The following is a 20686-nucleotide window of genomic DNA, read 5'->3' as shown; positions in this document are numbered from 1 at the left end:
ACATGGGGTAATTATGCTATCTACTCCTACTTAAAGCCGAAAATCGGCGGGTTTCGGGGATTTAGAAATTCCTCCCTGAAATTATAGTATACGATTATTCCGAGATTGAGGGGCTTGATGATGAAAACGACCCGCCGCGAATGGATGGCCGGCACGGCGGTAACCGCTTTGGTGGGAGGGCGCGCTTTGGCCACCGCCCCGGTGCGGGGGCTTGGCAAGGTGCGCTCTCTGCCCTTGCGCGATGTGCGGCTGCTGCCATCCGACTATGCCCGCGCGGTGGAGGTCAACCGGCTCTATCTGCTGTCGCTCAGTCCTGACCGTTTTCTGCACAATTTCCGCAAATATGCCGGGCTGGAGCCCAAGGCGCCGATCTATGGCGGCTGGGAAAGCGACACGATCGCGGGTCATTCGCTGGGGCATTATATGTCGGCGCTGGTGCTGATGTGGCAGCAGACCGGCGATGCCGAATGCCGCCGCCGCGCCGATTACATTGTCGAGGAGCTGGCGCTGGTTCAGGCGCATCGGGCCGGCGGCAAAGGTGGCGGCTATGTCGGCGGGCTGGGGCGCAAGACCAGGGAGGGCCAGATCGTCGATGGTGAGGTGATCTTCCATGAGGTGATGGCCGGGGACATTCGCTCGGGCGGGTTCGATCTCAACGGTTCGTGGTCGCCGCTCTATACGGTGCACAAGGTGTTTGCCGGGCTGCTCGATGTGCATGAGGCCTGGGGCAATGCCCGCGCGCTTCAGGTGGCATTGGGGCTGGGCGCCTATTTCAAGCGCATGTTCGATGCGCTGAATGACGCGCAGATGCAGGCGGTGCTGGGCTGCGAATATGGCGGCCTCAACGAAAGCTATGCCGAGCTTTATGCCCGCACGGGCGATGCGCAATGGCTGGCCGTGGCGGTGCGCGTCCATGACCGGCGCGTGCTGGACCCGCTGGTGGCGCAGGAGGACAAGCTCGCCAATTTCCATGCCAACACGCAGGTGCCCAAGCTGATCGGTCTGGCACGCATCCATGAGCTGAACGGCACACCCGAACCGGCGCGCGCCGCGCAGTTCTTCTGGAATGCGGTGACGCAGCATCACTCCTATGTCATTGGCGGCAATGCGGATCGCGAATATTTCTCCGAGCCCGACACGCTGGCGGATCACATCACCGAGCAGACCTGCGAACATTGCAACAGCTACAACATGCTCAAGCTGACACGGCATCTCTATGGCTGGCAGCCTGATGGCGCGTTGTTCGATTATTATGAGCGGACGCATCTCAACCATGTGATGGCGGCGCAAGATCCTTCCAACGGTGGCTTCACCTATATGACGCCGCTGATGAGCGGCGCCGCGCGTGGCTATTCGCAGCCGGATGAGGAAGCTTTCTGGTGCTGTGTCGGTTCGGGCATGGAAAGCCACGCCAAGCATGGCGATTCCATCTTCTGGGAGGATGGGCACACGCTTTTCGTCAATCTCTACATCCCGGCGCAGGCGCAATGGGCGGCGCGTGGTGTTCGTCTGCGGCTGGAAACGCGTTACCCCTATGAGCCCGACACCAGCCTGACGCTGGAAAAGGTGGGGAAGGCGGCGCATTTTGCTCTGGCGCTGCGCGTGCCGGGCTGGGCGCAGGGCAAGGCACTGGTGGCGGTGAATGGCGCCACGGTGGTGCCGGTGTTGCGCCATGGCTATGCCGTGGTGGAGCGGATGTGGAAGGTCGGGGATCGCGTGTCGCTGGTGCTCCCGCTCGACTTGCGGCTGGAGGCGGTGCCGGGCGCGCCCGATACGGTGGCGGTGCTGCGCGGGCCGATGGTGATGGCCGCCGATCTGGGGCCGACTGAGGTGGAATGGACCGGCGTCGATCCCGCCATGGTCGGTGAGGCGCCGCTGGCCGCCTTTCGACCCATGGTGTCGGACCGTCCGCGCTTTGCCACGCAGGGCGTGCTGCGCCCGGCCAACTATGCCTTCGTGCCTTTCTACAGTCAGTATGAACGGCGCAGCGCGGTCTATTTCAAGCGCTTCAGCGAGGCGGCGTGGAAGACCGAGGAGGCCGGTTTCCTCGCCGATCAGGCGAAGGCGCGCGACATTGCCGCGCGTTCGGTTGATGTGATGCATCTGGGCGAAATGCAGCCCGAGCGTGACCATGGGCTGACCTCCGACTTGTCCTATCCGCTGAGCTATCGCGGCAAGAACGGGCGCGATGCGCGCGGCGGCGGCTATTTCGATTTCGCGATGAAGGTGAAGCCGGGGCCGCTTGTCTTGCAGGCCACCTATTGGGGCAGCGAGCGCAAGCGCAGTTTCGATATTCTGGTGGATGGGGTGAAGATTGTCACCGCCACGATCGACAATGATCGGCCAAGCAAGTTTTTCGACGCCGAATATCCCATTCCCGAGGCGCTGACCAAGGGCAAGACCAGCGTGAAGATCCGCTTTGAGGCCCATGATCGCGAGACAGCAGGGCCGGTCTTCGGCGTGAGGATTTTCACTCAGGCACCATCCTGAGGTTTTATACGTCCAATCAGGGGATGATTATGCGGGGGATTGTCATGCGCAGGCCGGTTCGCCGTGCCCTGGCTTCTTTGGCTGCGCTTTCTGCTGTGCTGGCGGGGGTGGCGGCTCATGCGGCGGCGGCGCAGGTCTGGTATTTCGCCGATAGTCCGACTTATCCCGGCGTCCGCTTGCTGGAGATCGGGGAGGACGGCGCGACCGTCACCAGCGACTGGTATGGCACGATGCCGGCGCAGAATGTGCGCCGCAATGCGCAGGGCTTCGAGTTCGATCTGGGCAATCTCAACGACAATGCGCGCCCGGTGAGGCATTGGGTGGCTGCTGTTCAGGGCGATCAACTGACGCTGACGGGGGACATCTGGACCTCGCATGTGGTGCAATCGGCGAGGCCTGCCACGCCGCAGGAGCAAAAGCGCTATCGCTTTACGCCCACCAGCCTGCCGCCGCTGACCGATCTGGCTGTGGATGGGCAGGCTGCCACCCCGCCCATGGGATGGAGCAGCTGGAATCGTTTTGCCGAAAACATCGATGACAAGACGGTGCGTGAAATCGCCGATGCGATGGTTGCCACGGGCCTGCGCGATGCAGGCTATACGTATGTCAACATTGACGATGGTTGGCAGGGCGAGCGGGGCGCGGATGGCATCTTGCGGCCCAATGCCAAGTTTCCGGATATGAAGGGGCTGGCCGATTACGTCCATGCACGGGGGCTGAAGCTGGGGATCTATTCCTCGCCGGGGCCGAAAACCTGCGCCGGTTTCACGGGCAGCTATGGCCATGTGGCGCAGGATGCCCGGACCTTTGCCGCCTGGGGCGTGGATTATCTGAAGTACGACCTGTGTTCCGGCGAGTGGTTCTATCGCTCTCAGGATGAGGTGCGGCGTGGCTATCAGGAGATGGGAGCGGCCCTGAAAGCCACGGGGCGCAGCATCGTATACAGTCTTTGTGAGTATGGCCGGGTCGATGTCGCGACATGGGGGCGCAAGGCCGGGGGCCATTTGTGGCGCACCACGGGCGACATCACCGATGACTTTGCCTCGATGACGGCGATCGGTCTCGACCGCAATCCACGCTTCCCCGCTGGAGGGCCTGGTGGGTGGAACGATCCCGATATGCTGGAGGTCGGTAACGGCGGCATGAGCGCTGTGGAATATCGCGCGCATATGGCCCTGTGGGCGATGTCCTCGGCGCCTTTGCTGATGGGGCATGATGTGCGCGCCATGAGTGCCGAGACGAAGGAAATTCTGGAAAACAAGGATGTTATTGCTATCGATCAGGATCGCCTTGGCGTGCCGGGCCATCGCTTGCGCAGCGCGGGGCAGGCAGAAGTCTGGTCGAGGCCCCTGGCGGATGGCGGACACGCTCTGGCACTGTTCAACCGGGGTGAGCAGGCCGTGACATTGCATCTGACGCCTGCGGAAACCGCGCAGCAAACCATGGCGCTGGACGTATGGGCGCAGCGGAGGGTGAGTACGGGCGATGGCTTCGTGCTGCCCGCGCATGGCAGTGTGCTGTTGCGCTTTGCCACCGGTCTGGGGGTCTCTGCGGACTGATCGCCCGGCTCCCACAAAAATGAAGCATATGCAATGATCCTGTCATAACCCCTCTTGGCATCCTTGAAATACAGTATACGATAATAGTCATACTAAAACGAATCGCGGTGTCGGGGATGGCCTGCAGAATCGATGGGGGTAATCATGAGGGTTAGAGCATCTTTGCATGTGTCTTCGGCCTTGGCTGCGCTTTGCATCGCATCGCAGCCGATGGAGGTTGCAGCGCAGTCGACCAGCCAGAACGCAGCATTTGTCGACAACACGCAAGTATCGAAGGCCGATGCCGAGAATAAGGCGGCCATTCTGGTGCTGGGCGTGCGGGGAAGTCTAAAAACCGCTGCAGCCAAAAAGAAGGAGGCCAAGCAGATCGTGGACTCGGTGGTCGCCGAGGACGCTGGCAAGCTGCCAGACAACAATGTGGTTGAAGCTTTGGCCCGCGTTACCGGCGTTCAGATCGAGCGCGAACATGGTGAAGGCTCCTCGCTGACCATTCGCGGCATGAGTGATATCAGCACAACAGTCAACGGCATGGAGGCCAATTCGGGCGACAGCCGTTCGATGAACCTTTCGAATATTCCTGCCGAACTTCTAAAATCCGTCGAAGTCTACAAGACCCGCACCGCTGATCAGATCGAGGGTGGTATTGGCGGCACGGTCAATGTGGAATTGCGTCGTCCGCTCGATCTGAAGAAGGGTTGGACAGGCGCGGCCAGTTTCCGCGAAGTGTTCTCCGACATTGGCAGTACCAAAAGCCCCTATGCCAGTGTTCTGCTCGGCAAGCGCATGGATACGGCCAGCGGCGGCGAATTCGGCTTTCTGATCAACGCGTCCTACACGCGCAACAATTACAACGAGACTTTTGTGGAGAGCGAATCTCCCGATATCTTCAATCCCGGAACGACCGCTTACAACAGCCTGCCCGCCGGCAAGGCGGCGACCACGGTTTTGCCCTATGCGGTGAATTATGGCGTGGAGCAGGGCTCCATCACGCGGCCCTCGGTCAATGCGGTGCTGCAGTGGAAGCCCACGCCCAAGCTGGATTTTGTGCTGGAAGGGCAGTTCTTCTCCAGCAGCGAGAAGCGCACACGCGACCGCCTGCATCTGGTGCTGCGCGACGATGGCAACACGCTGACCAATCTGGGTTATGGTGCCACCACGCCTTTGGGCTACAACACGCTGCAAAGCCTGACGCTGACCCCGGCAGCCGGAACGATGGTCGATGGCGGGCCGGAAGCCTATGCCGAAAAGGCGACCGAACGAAATTACAATCTCAATTTCGAGACGCATTTCAACACGGCTCACACCCATATCAAATTCTCCGCGCAATATGCGCATAGCCGCCGCGAAACCTATTCGCTGCTCAGCATCTATCGCCTGCCCAATGCCACAAGTGCGACTGCGGATATGGATTCATCGCAAGTGCCGGGCGGCGGGCCCTTCGTCAGTTTCAACGGGGTCAGTCTGACTGATCCCAGCCAGTATGTTCTCTATAACTTTCACGATGAGCGCGGCGTCTCGACCAATGATCAATATGCCTTCGCGCTTGATCTCACGCAGGATGTCAGCGACGGTTTCTTCAAGTCCTTGCAGATGGGCACGCGTTTTTCAAACCGCAAGATCGCCTATCGCTATGGCTATCGTGACAGCTTTCCGCGCACGGCGAGTGGCGGCTATTACAATCTCACCAATTTCAATGGGGTAAGTTACAGCGCCACCACGCCTGACTATTCCGGCGCCCCAAGCTGGTATCATCTGGATGCCAATTCCGTGTGGGACAATCTGGCGGCGATCAAATCCTCACTGGCGACCAGCGGCACCAATCCCGCTTCGGATTGGAGCACTGAATATCCCAGCCTTGATTTGGGAAGCGGCTATGCATCCAGCGAGAACACTTTCGCTGTCTATGCCCAGATGAATTATGGTTTCACAATTGGCAATATTCCGGTTGATGGCGTGGCGGGTGCGCGTATCGTCAACACCTGGGGTATCAGCAACAGCGCTCAATATTCCTATGATGTCAATTGGAACCAGACGATCAGCCAGTCATCAGGGCGCGGCAATTTCATCGATGTGTTGCCCAGCATCAATGCCATCGTGCATTTCTCGCCCAAGACCCAATTGCGCCTGGCCTATACGCAGAATGTGCAGCGCGCGGATTTTTATGCGCTCAGCCCCTTCCGTATCGTGCAGGCTCAGAACAACACCGTCTATGCGGGTAACCCGGATCTGAAGGCTTATACCGAAAGAAGCTTCGACATCTCGCTGGAGCATTATTTCGGGCGTGGCGGTCAGATCTCTCTGGGCGGCTATTACAAGATGCCCAAGGGCTATATCTATTACGATCAGAAGACGGAATATATTCCGGAACTCAACACCTATGGCACTGTGTGGCAGAATCGCAATGCCGGTGATGGCAGATTTGGTGGCATCGAGTTCACCGCGCAAAGCTTCTTCGATTTCCTGCCCAAGGATTTGCGCAATTTCGGCGCCTCTTTCAACACCACCTATCTGGCTGTCGGCAAGATCGAGTTTCCCGACAACAGCGACAACAATGCGGTGGGCATGTCGCATCTGACGCTGAATGCAGCGCTCTATTACGATACACCCAAGTTCAGCACGCGCATTTCATGGAATTACCGTTCGCGCTATCGCAGCGCTGTCTGGACCAATGCCGAATATTCGCCCTACATCGAGCCGACATCGCGCCTCGACATGGCGATCAACTATACGCCACTCAAGTTTATGACGCTCAGCCTTGAAGCCAGCAATCTGCTCAAGAACAACATGCGCGAGACCTGGGGTGAGCGCAGCTACCTGCCGGAGGGCGTGCGTTTTCAGGCGCGCACCGTCCAGCTGAGCGCGCGCGTCCGCATGTGATGCAAGGGGGCAAATCCCGCAGCCCCCTTGCACAAAACCGCTTGCCGCCATTTAGAATATAGTATACGAAAAAATGCAGTTAAGGAGGAAGCGTTCATGACTGCATCCAAGGTGCTGTGGAAGGGTGTCTATCCCGCCGCCACCACACAATTCGCGCAAGATCTCTCGATCGATTACGATGCCACGCAGGGCGTTCAGTCCGCGCTCGTCAAGGATGGGGTCGATGGCCTGATCCTGCTGGGCACCTGCGGGGAAAACAACTCGCTCGAAGCCGATGAAAAGCGCAAGGTTCTCGCCGCCGGTGTCGAGGCGGTGGGCGGCAAGGTCCCGCTGGTGGCGGGTGTGTCGGAAATGACCACGGCGCGCGCCATCGACTATGCCCGTGACGCGGAAAAACTCGGCGTCGATGCGTTGATGCTCCTGCCCGCCATGGTCTATGTGCCCACCAGGGAAGAGCTGCAGGCTCATTTCCGCGCCGTGGCCGAGGCAACCAGCCTGCCGATCATGCTTTACAACAACCCGCCCGCCTATCGCGTGAACGTCGATTTCGCCACGCTGGAGGCTTTGCGCGACGTGCCCAATCTGGTGGCCGTCAAGGAAAGCGCGCCCGATACGCGCCGCATCACCGATGTGATCAACCGCTTTGGCGATCGGTATACGGTGATGGCGGGCCTTGACGATGTGGCGCTCGAAGGGCTGCTGCTGGGCGCCTCAGGTTGGGTCTCGGGCCTGACCAGCGCCTTCCCGGAGGAATCCGTGCGCCTTGTCGCGGCGGTGAACGAAGGGCGGCTCGATGAGGCGCGCGCCATCTACCGCTGGTTCATGCCGCTGCTCCATCTCGATGCCGAGCATGATCTTGTCCAGTCGATCAAGCTGGCCGAGCAGATCATGGGCCGCGGCAGCGAGCGTGTGCGCATGCCTCGCCTGCCGCTGACAGGGCAACGCCGTGCCGATGTCATCGCCTGGGTCGAGCAATGCGCCGCCACGCGTCCCACGCTCAAACCGGCCGTCGCGGCCTGAAAGTCAACTGTATGCGCCATCATTTCTTCTGCATCGATGGCCACACAGCCGGTAACCCCGTTCGCCTTGTGGCGGGCGGGGCGCCGTTGCTGCGCGGCTCCAGCATGATCGAGCGCCGCGCCGATTTCCTTGAGCGCTTCGACTGGATTCGCACCGGCCTGTGCTTCGAACCGCGCGGGCATGACATGATGTCAGGCGGTTTTCTCTTCCCGCCCACGCAGGAAGATGCCGATTGCGGCATCCTCTTCATCGAGACCTCCGGCTGTCTGCCGATGTGCGGCCATGGCACCATCGGCCTCGTCACCTTCGGGCTGGAGCATGGGCTGATCACGCCCCGCACGCCCGGCCAGTTGCGGATCGAGGTCCCCGCCGGGGTGATCGACATCGACTATGGCACGCAGGGCCAGAAGGTGACCTGGGTGCGCATCCGCAATGTTCCGGCTTTCGTGGCGGCCACCGGCATCGCGATCGATGTCCCCGGCTTTGGCCCGCTCACGCTGGACGTGGCCTATGGCGGCAATTTCTACGCCATCATCGAGCCGCAGGGCGCCTACACCGGGCTCGACGATCTGGGCGCCTCGCGCATCGTCGAACTGAGCCGTACCATCCGCGAGCTGGTGCGCGCGGTCTACACGCCCACCCATCCGCTGGACGAGCGCATCAGCGGTGTCAGCCATGTGCTCTGGGCCGATAAGCCGCGCGGAGAAGGTGCCGATGGGCGCAATGCGGTGTTCTATGGCGAACGCGCCATCGATCGCAGCCCTTGCGGCACAGGCACCTCGGCCCGGCTCGCCCATCTGGTGCACAAGGGGCAACTTAACGTAGGGGATCGCTTCGTCCACGAGAGCTATATCGGCAGCCGCTTCATCGGGCGGGTCGAAGCCGAAACCTCGCTGATGGGAGCGCCCGCCATCATCCCCTCGATCGAGGGAAGCGCGGTGGCAACAGGGTTCAACACCATATGGATCGACCGTGAAGACCCGTTCTGGGCCGGCTTCTCGGTGGTTTGACGCAAGGTTGGGGGGATAAGAGGAATGAGCATTCTGGGGCTGCGCAAGCCGGTGATCAGCGAGGCGGCCCCCGATGCCAGGCATCGGCTGAAGCCCACGCTGTCATGGCCGCATCTGGTGGCACTGGGCGTGGGGGCGATTGTCGGCACGGGCATCTACACGCTGATCGGCGTGGGGGCGGACCGGGCCGGGCCGGGCGTGGTGCTGGCCTTTCTGGTGGCAGGGCTGGTCTGCGCTTGCGCGGCGCTGGCCTATGCCGAGATGGCCACGCTGATGCCGCGCGCGGGCGGCGCCTACACCTATTCCTATGCGGTGTTGGGCGAAACCGTCGCCTGGGTCGTGGGATGGAGCCTGATCCTGGAATATTCGCTGGCCTGCTCCACCGTGGCGGTGGGCTGGTCTGGCTATCTGGTGGGCTGGCTGCAATCGGCAGGGGTGCATCTGCCCGCATTGCTGCTGTCCGGGCCGCATGGCGGCGGGATCATCAACCTGCCCGCCGTGGTGGTGTCGCTGGGCATTGCGGGCATGCTGATGCTGGGCACGCGGGAAAGCGCGACGCTCAACATCGTGCTGGTGCTGATCAAGATGGTGGCGCTGGTGGTGTTTGTGGCGCTGGCCCTGCCGGTGTTCGATGCCTCGCATCTCCATCCCTTCATGCCCTATGGTTTCACCAGCCATATGGAGGGCGATGAAACGCGCGGCGTGATGGCGGCGGCGGCCATCGTCTTCTTCGCCTTCTATGGCTTCGATGCGGTGGCCACCTCGGCGGAGGAGGCGCGCAACCCCTCGCGCGATCTGACCATCGGCATCGTCGGCTCCATGGCGCTGTGCACGCTGATCTATATCCTTGTGGCGGTTTCGGCCATCGGTGCGCTGCCCTATCAGGTGCTGGGCAAATCCGCCGAGCCGCTGGCGCTGGTGCTGCGCACGCTGGGCCATCCCTTTGCCAGCTGGGCGATTGCCGGGGCGGCGCTGCTGGCCTTGCCCTCGGTCATTCTGGTGATGATGTATGGGCAGAGCCGCATCTTCTTCGTCATGGCGCGCGACGGTCTGCTGCCCCCCGGCCTTGCCCGCGTGTCGCAGCGCACCGGCACGCCTCAGCTGATCACCGGGGTGACCGGCCTGCTGGTGGCGGGAGTCGCGGGCTTCTTCCGACTGGACGAGATCGCCGAACTGGCCAATGCGGGCACGCTGCTCGCCTTTATCGCGGTGGGCCTGTCGCTGATGGTGCTGCGCCGCCGGGCGCCCGATTTGAAGCGCATCTTCAACTGCCCGCAGCCCTATCTGGTGGGCACGCTGGCGGTGGTGGGCTGCCTCTATCTGATGGCCTCGCTGCCGGGCAAGACGCTGGTGCGCTTTGGCGAGTGGAATGCGATCGGGCTGGCGATCTATGTGCTCTACGGGCGGACGCGCGGCCTTGTGGCGGGGCGCGTTGTTGAGGAGCTGCCTGCTGAATGAGGCATGGGGCGGGGAAGGGCGTGCCTTTCCCCGCCTCGCTTGAGCCTCAGTTGACTTCGAACTGGCGGCGCAGATCTTCCAGCGTGCCGGTGATATGCGCGGCGGCCAGCTCCTCGGCGCGCTGCGCATTGCGCGACAGCCATGCCTTGAGCATCACCGTATGCTCCAGATGCGCCCGGTCGCCCCGCCCCGCCGGTTCCAGATGCTTGTAGGTATAGCGCTCGGCCTGGGTTTGCAGGCGGCCGATCAGCTGCACCGTCAGTTCCCGGCGGCAGGGGCGGATCAGCGCCATATGGAAATCGCGGTTGCGCGCGGTCACCAGCTCCAGATTGTGGTTGGCGGCCTCATCCAGCGCCTTGAGCGCCTCCACGGCCAGATCGCGCTCCTCCTGATTGGCGGCCACCGAGGCCATGCCCACCGCCGCCGGTTCGATGGCCAGACGCAGCGCGTAAATTTCCTCGGCCTCCGCCGAAGTCATCATGCGAACGAAAAAGCCGCGATTGGCCTGCGAATAGAGCAGACCTTCCTGCTCCAGCCGCGCCAGCGCCTCACGCAGGGGAATCTTGCTGACGCCCAGTTCGGCGGCCAGAGCGTCCTGTCGAATGGGCTGTTCGCTGCTCAGCTGACCTCCCACGATTTTCTCTTTAAGAATATCAAAGATCTGTTCCGACAGGGTGCGGACAATGAGGCTCATATTGACAGTCTACTCGTCAGGGGGCTGGAAACATGCGGGGCAGGTGGATGAGCGGTATACTAAAAGCTTCACGCATCCACAAGGAGGGCATTTCTGCCCCCGTATAGGCGGGGTTTATTGGGTATTCGATCGGGCTCAAGCGATGCCTTGGCCGGTCATTCCTCGTCCGGGTAAGGGCCCTTGCCGCCCTGTGCGATAAAGCGATCCACCCGGGCCTGAAGCACCGGCAGCGGGACCGAGCCCAGTTGCAGGATCATATCGTGAAAGGCGCGGATGTTGAATTTGGGTCCGAGCGCCTGTTGCGCCTTGGCCCGCGCGTCGACAATCGCCTTCTCGCCCAGATAATAGCTGAGCGCCTGCCCGGGCCAGGCGATGTAGCGATCGGTTTCGGTCTCGATCTCGTGGTCGGAGAGGGCGGTGTTGTCGCGCAGGTAATTTTGCGCCTGTTCGCGGCTCCAGCCCTTGGTGTGCAGGCCGGTGTCCACCACCAGCCGCGCCGCGCGCCACATCTGGTAGGAGAGCATGCCGAAACGCTCATAGGGCGTGTGATACATGCCCATTTCCTCGCCCAGCTTCTCGCAATAGAGCGCCCAGCCTTCGCCATAGGCGGAGATGTAGCTTTGCTGGCGAAAGGCGGGCAGCCCCTTGTTTTCGGCGGCCAGCGGCATCTGGAAGGCATGGCCCGGCGCGCTTTCATGCAGCGTGAGCGCGGGCAGCGAATAGAGCGGGCGCGAGGGCAGGTTCCAGGTGTTGACCAGATAGACCCCCGGCCCGCCACGCCCGCCGGTGTAGAAGGGGGCGATGGCATCGGGCACCGGCACCACGGCAAAGCGGCGGCGCGGCAGATGGCCGAACCAGTCGCCCGCCTTGCCGTCGAACTCCTTGGCGATCCATGCCGCGCGGTCGAGCAGGGCCTGGGGCGTGGTCACATAGAACTGCGGGTCCTTGCGCAGAAAGGCGAGGAAGGCGGGCAGATCGCCTTTGAAATGCACCTCCTGCATCACCGCCATCATCTCGGCGCGGATGCGGGCGACTTCCTCCAGCCCGATGCGGTGGATCTGTTCAGGCGGCAGGTCCAGCGTGGTGAATTCGCGGATCTGGGCCTGATAATAGGCCTTGCCGTCGGGCAGCGAGAAAGCGTCCAGCGCGGTGCGGGCATGGGGCAGATAGTCCTGCCGCAGGAAGGTGAGCAGCTTGCGATGGGCCGGAACCACGGCCTGCGTGATCGCCTCTGCGGCCTGTTTGCGCAGGCTTTCCTGCTCGGCGGCGGGGATACCGGCGGGCATGGTCTTCAAGGGGGCGTAGAAGGGATTGTCCTGAGGCGTGGCAGCCTCGACGATCGGCAGGATCGACTCCTCGCGCCCCTTCATCGTGATGCGCGGCGGGGTGAAGCCGCGCGCCAGCCCGGCCTGCATATTGGCGATCTGCTGGTCGTAATAACGCGGGATCTGGCGCAGCATGGCGATATAGTCGGTGATCTCCTTCGCGCTGTGCAGCGTGCCGCGCCCGCTTTCCGCCACATCGCCCCAGAAGTTGCTGTCGGCGTTGAGCGGCTTTTCATACTCGCGATAATGCTGCTGGGAGAGCAGCGTGGCGATCTGATAGCGATAGATCGCGTAATTGGTGCGGTTGGCTTCCGACAGATGCGCGGGCACGATATGGTCGAGCGCGGCGCTTACCTCCTCCCAGCGGCGCGTCTTGGCCTCTTGCGCTGCCGTGCTCACATCGGGCAGCAGCATGGCATTGGCGCCGTCGCTGTCTTCATTGGCGGCCATCTGCTTTTTCCGCCAGGCCCATTCCTTTGCCACGATCTGCTCGAAACGGGCGTCATCGTTCTGGTGTACGGTGGTTTTGGCGGGCGCCTTTGGCGCGGCCAGCACCGGGCCCGAGAGGGCGCAGAGCGCCAGCAGCGCCACGCTCGCCCGCCAGAGGTTGCAGTGCCGGACATGGGTCATGGGGCGGGTCATGGAGCGTGTCTTTCGTTAAGGCTGTTCGTCGGGCAGGGAGAGGGGGCGGCGGGCGATCACGGCCAGACAGGCGCCGGTGGCGGCGATGGCTGCGTGAAAGGCCCAGAAACGGGCCGCTCCCCAGGGTTCGTAAAAGCGCGCCAGCCAGCCCGCGGTCAGGTTGGCGACGAAGAGGCCGGCATAGGCCGCACCCATCATCGTGGCTGTCAGGCGTGGCGGGGCGGCGCCGGCTACCGCCGCCAGCAGCACCGGCATGACATAGAGATAGGCAGAGGAGGCCAGCAGGAAATAGGCATAACCGGCCAGCGGGCCGAGGCTATGCGGCAGAGGCCAGAGATGGGCAAGGATCGCCAGCAGACCATCCGCCGCCGCCATGGCTGCGCAGCCGATGCCGATGCGCAAGGCGACCGGGGGCAGCGTGCCCCGTTCGGTCTGGCGCTTCCACAGCATCACCACCAGCGGCGAGGCCAGCACCGTCACCAGCCCGTCAGCAGCCAGATACCATGAGACGGGAATGGTGAAGCCGCCCAGCTGGCGGTTGGCGGCGGCATCGATCCACAAGGGGAAGACGTTGAAGCCTTCGCCCACGGGGATGTTGTAAAAAGCCGTGAGCGCCACCAGCGCCAGCAGCACGCCAACCCGGCGACGTGCGTCGGTGAGGGGCTGCGCTTCGGCGCAGGGGTGGGCTATGGCGGTGTCACGCGGCAGATGGCGCCAGCCGATGACATAGATCGCCAGCCCGACCAGCATGCCCAGCCCCGCCATGGCAAAGCCAAGGTGCCAGTTGCCCTGCTCGCCCAGCACGCCGCAGACCAGCGGCCCGGCAAAGGCGCCCAGATTGATGCCCAGATTGAACAGCAGATAGGCCCGGTCGCGCCGCCGGTCCGCCGGGGCGTAGAGCGCGCCGACCTGCGTGGCGATGTTGCCTTTCAGGCAGCCCGAGCCAAGGATCAGCAGCAGCAGCGCGGGCAGAAAGGCTGCCTCCACCGCGAGCAGGAAATGGCCCAGCGCCATCAGCGCTCCGCCCAGCAGCACGGTCTGGCGGCGGCCCAGTAGGCGGTCCCCCAGCAGGCCTCCGGCCAGCGGCGTCAGATAGACCAGCCCGGTGTAGAGCCCGAAGATCTGCGAGGCATAGGCCTGATCGGAGAGCGGCCCCAGCACGCTCTGCAAGGCCCGGCGCAGCCCCAGCCATCCCCACACCCCGCCATGGCCTGCCAGAGGCACCAGCCGCGTGGTCATATAGAGCATCAGCAGCGCCTGCATGCCGTAGAAGGAAAAGCGCTCCCATAATTCGGTTGTGGCCAGCACGGTCAGGCCGCGCGGATGGCGGGAGTTGGCCTGTGGTCCATCCTGCGTGCCGCTGCGGGTAGAGGGGGCGCTGGTCTGGGTGGTGATGTCGCGCGCGATGCTCATGGAGCATTTGGTATATTATATTTCTCTGCTGTCCAGCCTGTCGGGTGTGGAAAATGGCTTTATGATGAGGATGGCATCTCGAAAGGCTGGATAATTTATCGCCAGAAGTCTGCTTTTGTGGGATTGTCAGTGTTTTTATCGTATACTATCCTGCCTGAAATCGACCGGGCTGACAGGGGGGTGCCAGGAATGCGTCTCGCGCAATATATCGCAACTTGTGCCACGCTGGCGCTGACCACAAGCGCTCTCGCCCATGCCGAGGGTGTGCCCGCTTTGCCGCCCTATCCGGCCACGGCCGTTGTTCCGGTGCCGGTTCATGCCGCGCACAACCCTATCCTGTCCGATGGCCGCACTTACTCCACCGATCCCGCGCCGCTGGTGGTGGGCGATACGCTCTACATTCTGACCGGGCGCGATGAGGCCCCGCCGGGCGTCAACGACTTTATCATGAACGAATGGCAGATGCTGGCCACCAAGGACGTGGCTTCCGGTGACTGGCGTTTCTATCCCGCCATGCTGCGCCCCGAAAAGGTCTTCGCCTGGGCGGCTCCGGCCCGGGCCTATGCCGGGCAGATCGTGCAGGGGGGCGACAAGCGCTTCTATCTCTACGCCCCGGTGATGCGCGGGTCTTGCGAGGACAAGGATTGCTTCGGCATCGGCGTGGCCGTCTCCGACACGCCCTTGGGGCCATGGGTGGATGCTCATCCGCAGGGGCCGATCATTTCGCAGGCGGCGCCGGTGCGCAATGCGATGCAGAACATCGACCCCACGCCCTTCGTGGACGATGACGGGCGCGTCTACATCTATTGGGGCACCTTCGGCCAGCTGCGCGGCATGGAGCTGGAGCGCGATATGGTCACGCCCAAGGGGCAGCCGGTGGCTGTCACCTCGCTCAAGGGCTTTTTCGAGGCGCCATGGCTCTTCAAGCGCAAGGGTACCTATTATCTGGCCTATGCGGGCAATGATGTGAAGCAGGGCGACGGCTGCACCCCTGCCGTCTATCACGCCTGCATCGCCTATGGCACCGCGCCCGGCCCGCTGGGGCCATGGACCTACACGGGTGTGGTGCTGCCGCCTGTGTCCTCCACCACTTCGCACCCCGGTTTTGCCGAGTTCAAAGGCAAATGGTACATCACCTATCACACGGCGGATGCGAAAGGCGGTGACCATTTCCGCCGCAGCGTGGCGATTGACGAACTGCACTGGGACGACAGCGTCAGCCCGGCGCGCATGCGGATGGTTCAGCCCACGCCCCGCCCGGTGGTGGATCTTCCGCCTCAGCGCAACATCGCCCCGGCGGCGCGGGCCACTGCCTCCAACGCGCCGGTGCCGGTGCAGTACTGGCTGAACGCGCTCAATGACGGAATTGTGCGCAGCGCGCCGCTGCCGCCCGATATGTGGGGCACATGGACCGGGCACAATCCCGCCCGCCCCTGGGTGCAATATGGCTGGGCTACGCCGGTGCGGATCAATGGCGCGCGCATCGCCTTCTTCCACGACCAGCCCGCCGGGGCCAGCGATGGCGTTGCCCCGCCGCGCGCCTGGCATCTGGAGTTTTGGAACAAGGGCGCGTGGAAGAGCATCGCCGCGCGCTATCCGGTGGCGGAAGAGGGTTTCAGCAGCGTGTCCTTCGCGCCGGTCACCACCAGCTGTTTGCGGGCGGTCTTCGACGCTTCAGGCAAGGACGAGCATGCGGGCGTGGGGGTGCAGGAATGGGAGGTGCTGACCCCGCGCCCCGTCCCCGTGCATCGCGCTGGCGAAGGTGCTCAGCAAGGTTGCCCCAAGCCCTGACAATCCGGCCCGCCGATCAGGCTTGGCGGGCCGGACAATCTTTCAACCAAAGGGCGCGTCGATGGCGGGCGAGGGCTGGGTGAACCATGCCGCGCCGGTTTCCGTGACGTGGAAGTGATCCTCCAGCCGCACCCCGAAGGCGCCGGGCAGCACGATCATCGGCTCGTTGGAAAAGCACATGCCGGGGGCCAGCGGCGTGGTGTCGCCGCGTACCAGATAGGGCCCTTCATGGATCGACAGGCCGATGCCATGGCCGGTGCGGTGCGGCAGGCCGGGCAAAGCGTAATCGGGGCCAAGCCCGGCGCGCTCCAGCACGCGACGGGCGGCGGCATCGATCTCTTCGCAGGGCACGCCGGGGCACACGGTCATGAAGGCGGCCTCTTGCGCTTCATGCTCAAGGTCCCAGATGTTGCGTTGCTGCGCCGTGGGCGTGCCGAAGACATAGGAACGCGTGATGTCCGAGCTGTAGCCCTGCACGCGGCAGCCGGTGTCGATCAGCACCATCTCGTCCATTGCCAGCCGCCGCTCGCCGGGCAGGCCGTGGGGGTAGGAGGTGCCTTCGCCGAATTCCACGATGCAGAAGCTGTTGCCCGCTGCGCCCAATGCGCGATGCGCATCCTCGATAAAGCGCGTGACCTCACCGGCGGTGATGCCGGGGCGCAGGATGCGGGCGGCGCGCTGCTGCACCTCCAGCGTCATATTTTTGGCCTGCTGCATGATCGCCAGCTCGGCGGGGGATTTGATCGAGCGGCAGCCATCGATGATCGCACTGGCTTCTGACAGGGCCACGTCAGGCGCCGCCCGGCGCAGCCTTTCGATCATGACGAAGGGCAAGGCAGGATCGATTGCCAGCCGCCTGACGCGCGCGGCCCCCAACAGGCTGGCGAGGATGAGATGCGGGTTCTCATGCTCTTCCCAGCCGTGGATCTGCGCGGGCACCTGCAATTCGGCCTCCAGTGAGCCCAGTTCGAAGCGCGGCGCCACCAGCACAGGATCGCCCTCGGGCAGCAGCAGCATGGCCACCAGCCGCTCGCTGGCGCCCCATGACAAGCCGGTGAAATAGCGCAGGCTGGGCCCGGCATCGACCAGCAGGGCCTCCGCGCCGGTCTGCGCCATCAGCTGGCGGGCGCGGGCGATGCGCCGGGCGAAGTCCTCGGTGGAAAGGAGCGGGGCCCGATCGGCCCAGGGGCGCATCTGCGCCAATTCGCTGGCGGCGTCCGAGCCGCCGATGCCTTTGCTGTTCATGCTGCGTCTTTCCTGCTGAAACGGGCCAGATCGAAGGGGGTAAGATCGATCCGGGGCGTGTCTCCGGCGATCAGCTCTGCCATCAGCGCGGCTGTAACAGGCCCCAGCGTCAGGCCAAGGTGATTGTGCCCGAAGGCATAGAAAAGATTGCCGATCCGGCGGCTGCGCCCGATGGCGGGCAGGTAATCGGGCAGGGTGGGGCGGGCGCCCATCCATTCCGCGCCGGGCAGATCGAAGGGCAGGTTCAGCGCGGCCAGATGCTGGCGCAGCAGGGCCCATTTGCGCGGATCGGCGGGGAAATCGGGCGTGGCGAACTCCACAAAGCTGGAGGCGCGCACCCCATTCTCGAACCGCGTGACGATCATCGAGCGGTCCTCGAACACCACCGGCAGCATGGTCTGCGGCCAGTGGGTGCCGCTGCTGTGCAGGTGATAGCCACGCTCGGCGATCATCGGCACGCGGTGGCCCAGTTGCTCCATCAGGGGGCGGGAGCCGATGCCCGCCGCCATCACCACATGGCTGAAAGCACCATGCCCGGCGATATGGCAGAGGCCTGTGCTGTCCACTTCGGGCGATGCCGCCTCGGCCTTCCAGACGCCGCCTGCTTGCAGGATGGCGCGCTTGAGGGCGGCATGCAGGCGAGTGTGACTGGCGATCTGGCCGCTGTCCATGGTGCGCAGGGCGCCGGCGGGGGGGCGACCGGTCAGGCGGGCCAGCTCTTCGGTTTCCTGAGCGGTGACGGGGCGAAAGCTGGCGGTGGGGGCCCGCATTGCCTGCAAGCGGGCCATGCCGAGGCGCGCGCTTTCCGGCGTATCCCAGACGATGTAATGGCCCTCGCGGATCAGCAGGTCGGGTTCGCCGAGGCGCTCGACCAGATCGACCCAGGCCTGCATCGCGCCCGAGATCAGGCTGGTGAGCGCTGCGCGCCCCGCAGCAAAGGCAGCTGGCCGGGCAGCCCGGGCGAGCGCCATGCCAAAGGGCAGCCATGCCCCCGCCGCCCGCCACGGCAGCGAAAGTGCGCTGTCCCTGTCAAGCAGATGGCGCGGCAGCGAGGCCAGCGTTGCCGGTGAGGCGATCGGTTCGACCTGCTCCACCGCAATATGGCCCGCATTGCCCCATGAGGCGGCCTGCAGTGCTTCGTCAGGATCGAAGATCGTGACCCTGTGGCCTGCATCGAGCAGGGCGAGGGCTGTGGTCATGCCAAGGATGCCGCCGCCGATGATGGCGATCTTACCGTTGTGATTTTGCATCCAGAAAATATATAGTATACAATAATTCTTGCAAGGCGTTTGAAGCGCGATGCCTGTCGCTGCCCTTTAACCTGACATGGCTCGGATTGCCTGACGCCGGGCCATGTCGAGCGCGGACACGGGGTCCCCCTCGGGATAGAATTCCATGGCGATCCAGTCGCTGTAGCCCAGACGGGTCAGCGTGCTGTAAATGCGCGCGAAATTAAGTTCGCCGGTGCCCGGCGCGCCGCGCTTGGGGGAATCGGCGATATGGATCAGGCTGATATCCTTCACCAGCAGTTCGAGCGTTTCCAGCACATTGCCATGGGCGCGCTGCTCGTGAAAGATATCGAACAGGATCTTGACGTTGGGCTTGCCCACCTGCTGCAGGATGTCCTTGGCCTGACGTGCGCCGGTCAGGAAGGCGGCGGGATTTTCGAAGGGGTCGATGGGTTCGATCACCAGTTCGATCGAGGCGGCAGCGGCGAGGTCGGCGGCCTTCTGTAAGGCTTCCGCCACTCTGGCCTGTTGATCGGCGGGGGGCATGTCTGGCGTGGCAGGCCCCGAAACAAGGATGATGCGTTTGCAGCCGAGGGCGACTGCGCTGTCGATCACCTGTGACAGTTCGGTGAGGAACTGCGCGGTTTCCGCAAGCTTGGCAAAGCCGGTCCGCACGCCCGCCATTGCATCGACGACCAGCCCATGGCTCCTGATCCGCGAGGCAGCGTCGGCCAGATCGGCTTTCGACCAGGTCCGGAATTCATTGGTCAGTTCGATGCCCTGGTAACCGGCCCGGCTGATGATGTCCAATTGGCGCTCAAAGGGAATGCCGTGACCCAGCGCCCAGGCCATCACTGAAAATCGCGCGGCAGGCGACGGCGCTCCGATCGCGGGAAAAGGCATCAGCGACGCCAGAGAGGCGCCAACGGCAAACCGGCCCAGCATGCGCCGACTGACGGAAAAATGATCTGCCTGCATGATTATGCGGGCCTTCCCGGCTGGGATGAGGCTGCGGAACTGCGCATTGTGTCGGATCGGGGATGCATGGAACCTGCTCCATCGGTGAGCGCGATTCCGCGATCATAGCGGCCTGTCGTGCCGCCACCAACCACTGCCTGCAAGGGGTCATATCGGGAGGCGCACGATCATGGTGTCAGCTCTGTCCGCCTGATCAAGCCTTTGCTTTATGAATACGCCGCTATAACGTTCCGTACTCACGATGAATTGCTAACAGTTCGTCGCTTGGTTGCTGTACCTAAGTGCAAGTCCGTGCCAAGTTTAAATCCCTAAACGCTTCTTATCAGTGATGTAGAAGCGATGGTTCTATTCACAGGAAATCGTCTCGCGTTGAGTTCTCCGCGAGCGATGGCGCGTCGGCCGGTTACAAAACGCTCCCACGTTTGGCCGACGCGCCTATAGAAATCTTTCGTTAACTAGTGGAATCTACGGATGGGCCAAGCGTTTCGCTCGCGCCCGTCTGGGAGCGTCGGTGCGCGGGTGGGGATGCGCCCGTCGATGTGTCGGCCTTGTCGATTGTGGCGGGCGCATTTCCCACCGACCGCTGGCCGTATTCAGCGTGCGGATGACAGCTGATTCTTCGTCATCAGGGCCGCGAGGCGCTGGCCGATTTGCGTGCGGGCTTGCAGGCGGCATTGCGTGATCGCATCGGCCTCCTGAGCGCCGCCGCTGGACTGGGTGCCCTCATAGGAACCGCAGACCGCTTCCAGCGCTGCGGCCACACGATGCTGAAGCATGCGCGCGCCGCTTGGCGTGGAAAGGTCGAGATCGCTGACATGCACGGCGCGCGTCATGCTTTCAGGCGCCGTGGCCAGAGCAGGGGTGGCAACGGCGAGCGACAGCGTGGCAAAGATGCGGAAAATCATGGCGATGTCTCCAGTCACGGTCGGGGCACCCATCGCGCCGACAGCCCTAT

At 63.3% G+C, this 20686-nt stretch carries 14 protein-coding genes; 7 read left to right on the top strand and 7 right to left on the bottom strand.

Going from position 1 to position 20686, the window contains the following annotated elements:
• The first annotated feature begins 120 nt into the window (after window positions 1–120).
• The 6 genes from HGK27_RS20825 (at window position 121) to HGK27_RS20800 (ending at window position 10414) form a co-directional block, all read left to right on the top strand.
• A complete protein-coding gene (locus HGK27_RS20825) occupies window positions 121–2490 on the top strand; it encodes a glycoside hydrolase family 127 protein (RefSeq protein WP_241127832.1) in 2370 nt (789 codons plus the stop codon).
• A gap of 44 nt (window positions 2491–2534) precedes the next feature.
• Window positions 2535–4049, top strand: a complete 1515-nt coding sequence (locus HGK27_RS20820; RefSeq protein ID WP_206244744.1) for a glycoside hydrolase family 27 protein — start codon at window positions 2535–2537, stop codon at window positions 4047–4049.
• Between the two features lie 144 nt (window positions 4050–4193).
• Entirely contained in the window at window positions 4194–6926 is a 2733-nt protein-coding gene (locus HGK27_RS20815; protein ID WP_206244743.1) for a TonB-dependent receptor, read from the top strand.
• Window positions 6927–7022: 96 nt separating this feature from the next.
• The gene (locus HGK27_RS20810; RefSeq protein ID WP_206244742.1) at window positions 7023–7946 is read left to right on the top strand and encodes a dihydrodipicolinate synthase family protein; all 924 of its coding nucleotides are present in this window, start codon (window positions 7023–7025) and stop codon (window positions 7944–7946) included.
• A gap of 11 nt (window positions 7947–7957) precedes the next feature.
• A complete protein-coding gene (locus tag HGK27_RS20805; RefSeq protein ID WP_206244741.1) occupies window positions 7958–8956 on the top strand; it encodes a 4-hydroxyproline epimerase in 999 nt (332 codons plus the stop codon).
• Window positions 8957–8980: 24 nt separating this feature from the next.
• Entirely contained in the window at window positions 8981–10414 is a 1434-nt protein-coding gene (locus HGK27_RS20800) for an amino acid permease (RefSeq protein WP_206244740.1), read from the top strand.
• Window positions 10415–10460: 46 nt separating this feature from the next.
• Here the strand turns inward: HGK27_RS20800 and HGK27_RS20795 are convergent, their stop codons facing one another.
• The 3 genes from HGK27_RS20795 to HGK27_RS20785 form a co-directional block, all read right to left on the bottom strand.
• Window positions 10461–11108 (bottom strand): GntR family transcriptional regulator, encoded by a 648-nt coding sequence (locus tag HGK27_RS20795; RefSeq protein WP_206244739.1) that lies wholly within the window; start codon window positions 11106–11108, stop codon window positions 10461–10463.
• A gap of 155 nt (window positions 11109–11263) precedes the next feature.
• Window positions 11264–13075, bottom strand: a complete 1812-nt coding sequence (locus HGK27_RS20790; RefSeq protein WP_241127689.1) for a DUF885 domain-containing protein — start codon at window positions 13073–13075, stop codon at window positions 11264–11266.
• Window positions 13076–13090: 15 nt separating this feature from the next.
• Window positions 13091–14488, bottom strand: coding sequence for a peptide MFS transporter (locus tag HGK27_RS20785; protein WP_206244738.1), 1398 nt, complete (start codon window positions 14486–14488; stop codon window positions 13091–13093).
• Between the two features lie 189 nt (window positions 14489–14677).
• Here HGK27_RS20785 and HGK27_RS20780 point away from each other — a divergent pair, with 189 nt between their 5' ends.
• Entirely contained in the window at window positions 14678–16279 is a 1602-nt protein-coding gene (locus HGK27_RS20780) for a family 43 glycosylhydrolase (protein WP_206244737.1), read from the top strand.
• 42 nt (window positions 16280–16321) lie between these two features.
• Here the strand turns inward: HGK27_RS20780 and HGK27_RS20775 are convergent, their stop codons facing one another.
• The 4 genes from HGK27_RS20775 to HGK27_RS20760 all read right to left on the bottom strand — a co-directional run bounded on the left by HGK27_RS20775 (window position 16322) and on the right by HGK27_RS20760 (window position 20636).
• Window positions 16322–17524 (bottom strand): M24 family metallopeptidase, encoded by a 1203-nt coding sequence (locus HGK27_RS20775; protein ID WP_206244736.1) that lies wholly within the window; start codon window positions 17522–17524, stop codon window positions 16322–16324.
• Entirely contained in the window at window positions 17521–18723 is a 1203-nt protein-coding gene (locus HGK27_RS20770) for an NAD(P)/FAD-dependent oxidoreductase (protein WP_241127687.1), read from the bottom strand. The genes HGK27_RS20775 and HGK27_RS20770 overlap by 4 nt, the downstream gene beginning before the upstream one ends.
• A gap of 117 nt (window positions 18724–18840) precedes the next feature.
• The gene (locus HGK27_RS20765; RefSeq protein ID WP_206244734.1) at window positions 18841–19731 is read right to left on the bottom strand and encodes a TIM barrel protein; all 891 of its coding nucleotides are present in this window, start codon (window positions 19729–19731) and stop codon (window positions 18841–18843) included.
• Window positions 19732–20324: 593 nt separating this feature from the next.
• Window positions 20325–20636: a UrcA family protein gene (locus tag HGK27_RS20760; RefSeq protein ID WP_206244733.1), complete on the bottom strand. Its 312-nt coding sequence runs from the start codon at window positions 20634–20636 to the stop codon at window positions 20325–20327.
• Between the last annotated feature and the right edge of the window lie 50 nt (window positions 20637–20686).

This window comes from Novosphingobium terrae, assembly GCF_017163935.1.
In the GTDB taxonomy this organism is placed as follows: Bacteria; Pseudomonadota; Alphaproteobacteria; order Sphingomonadales; family Sphingomonadaceae; genus Novosphingobium; species Novosphingobium terrae.
Note: the sequence above shows the minus strand (reverse complement) of the source record. Positions and strands in the feature narration are given on the sequence as shown.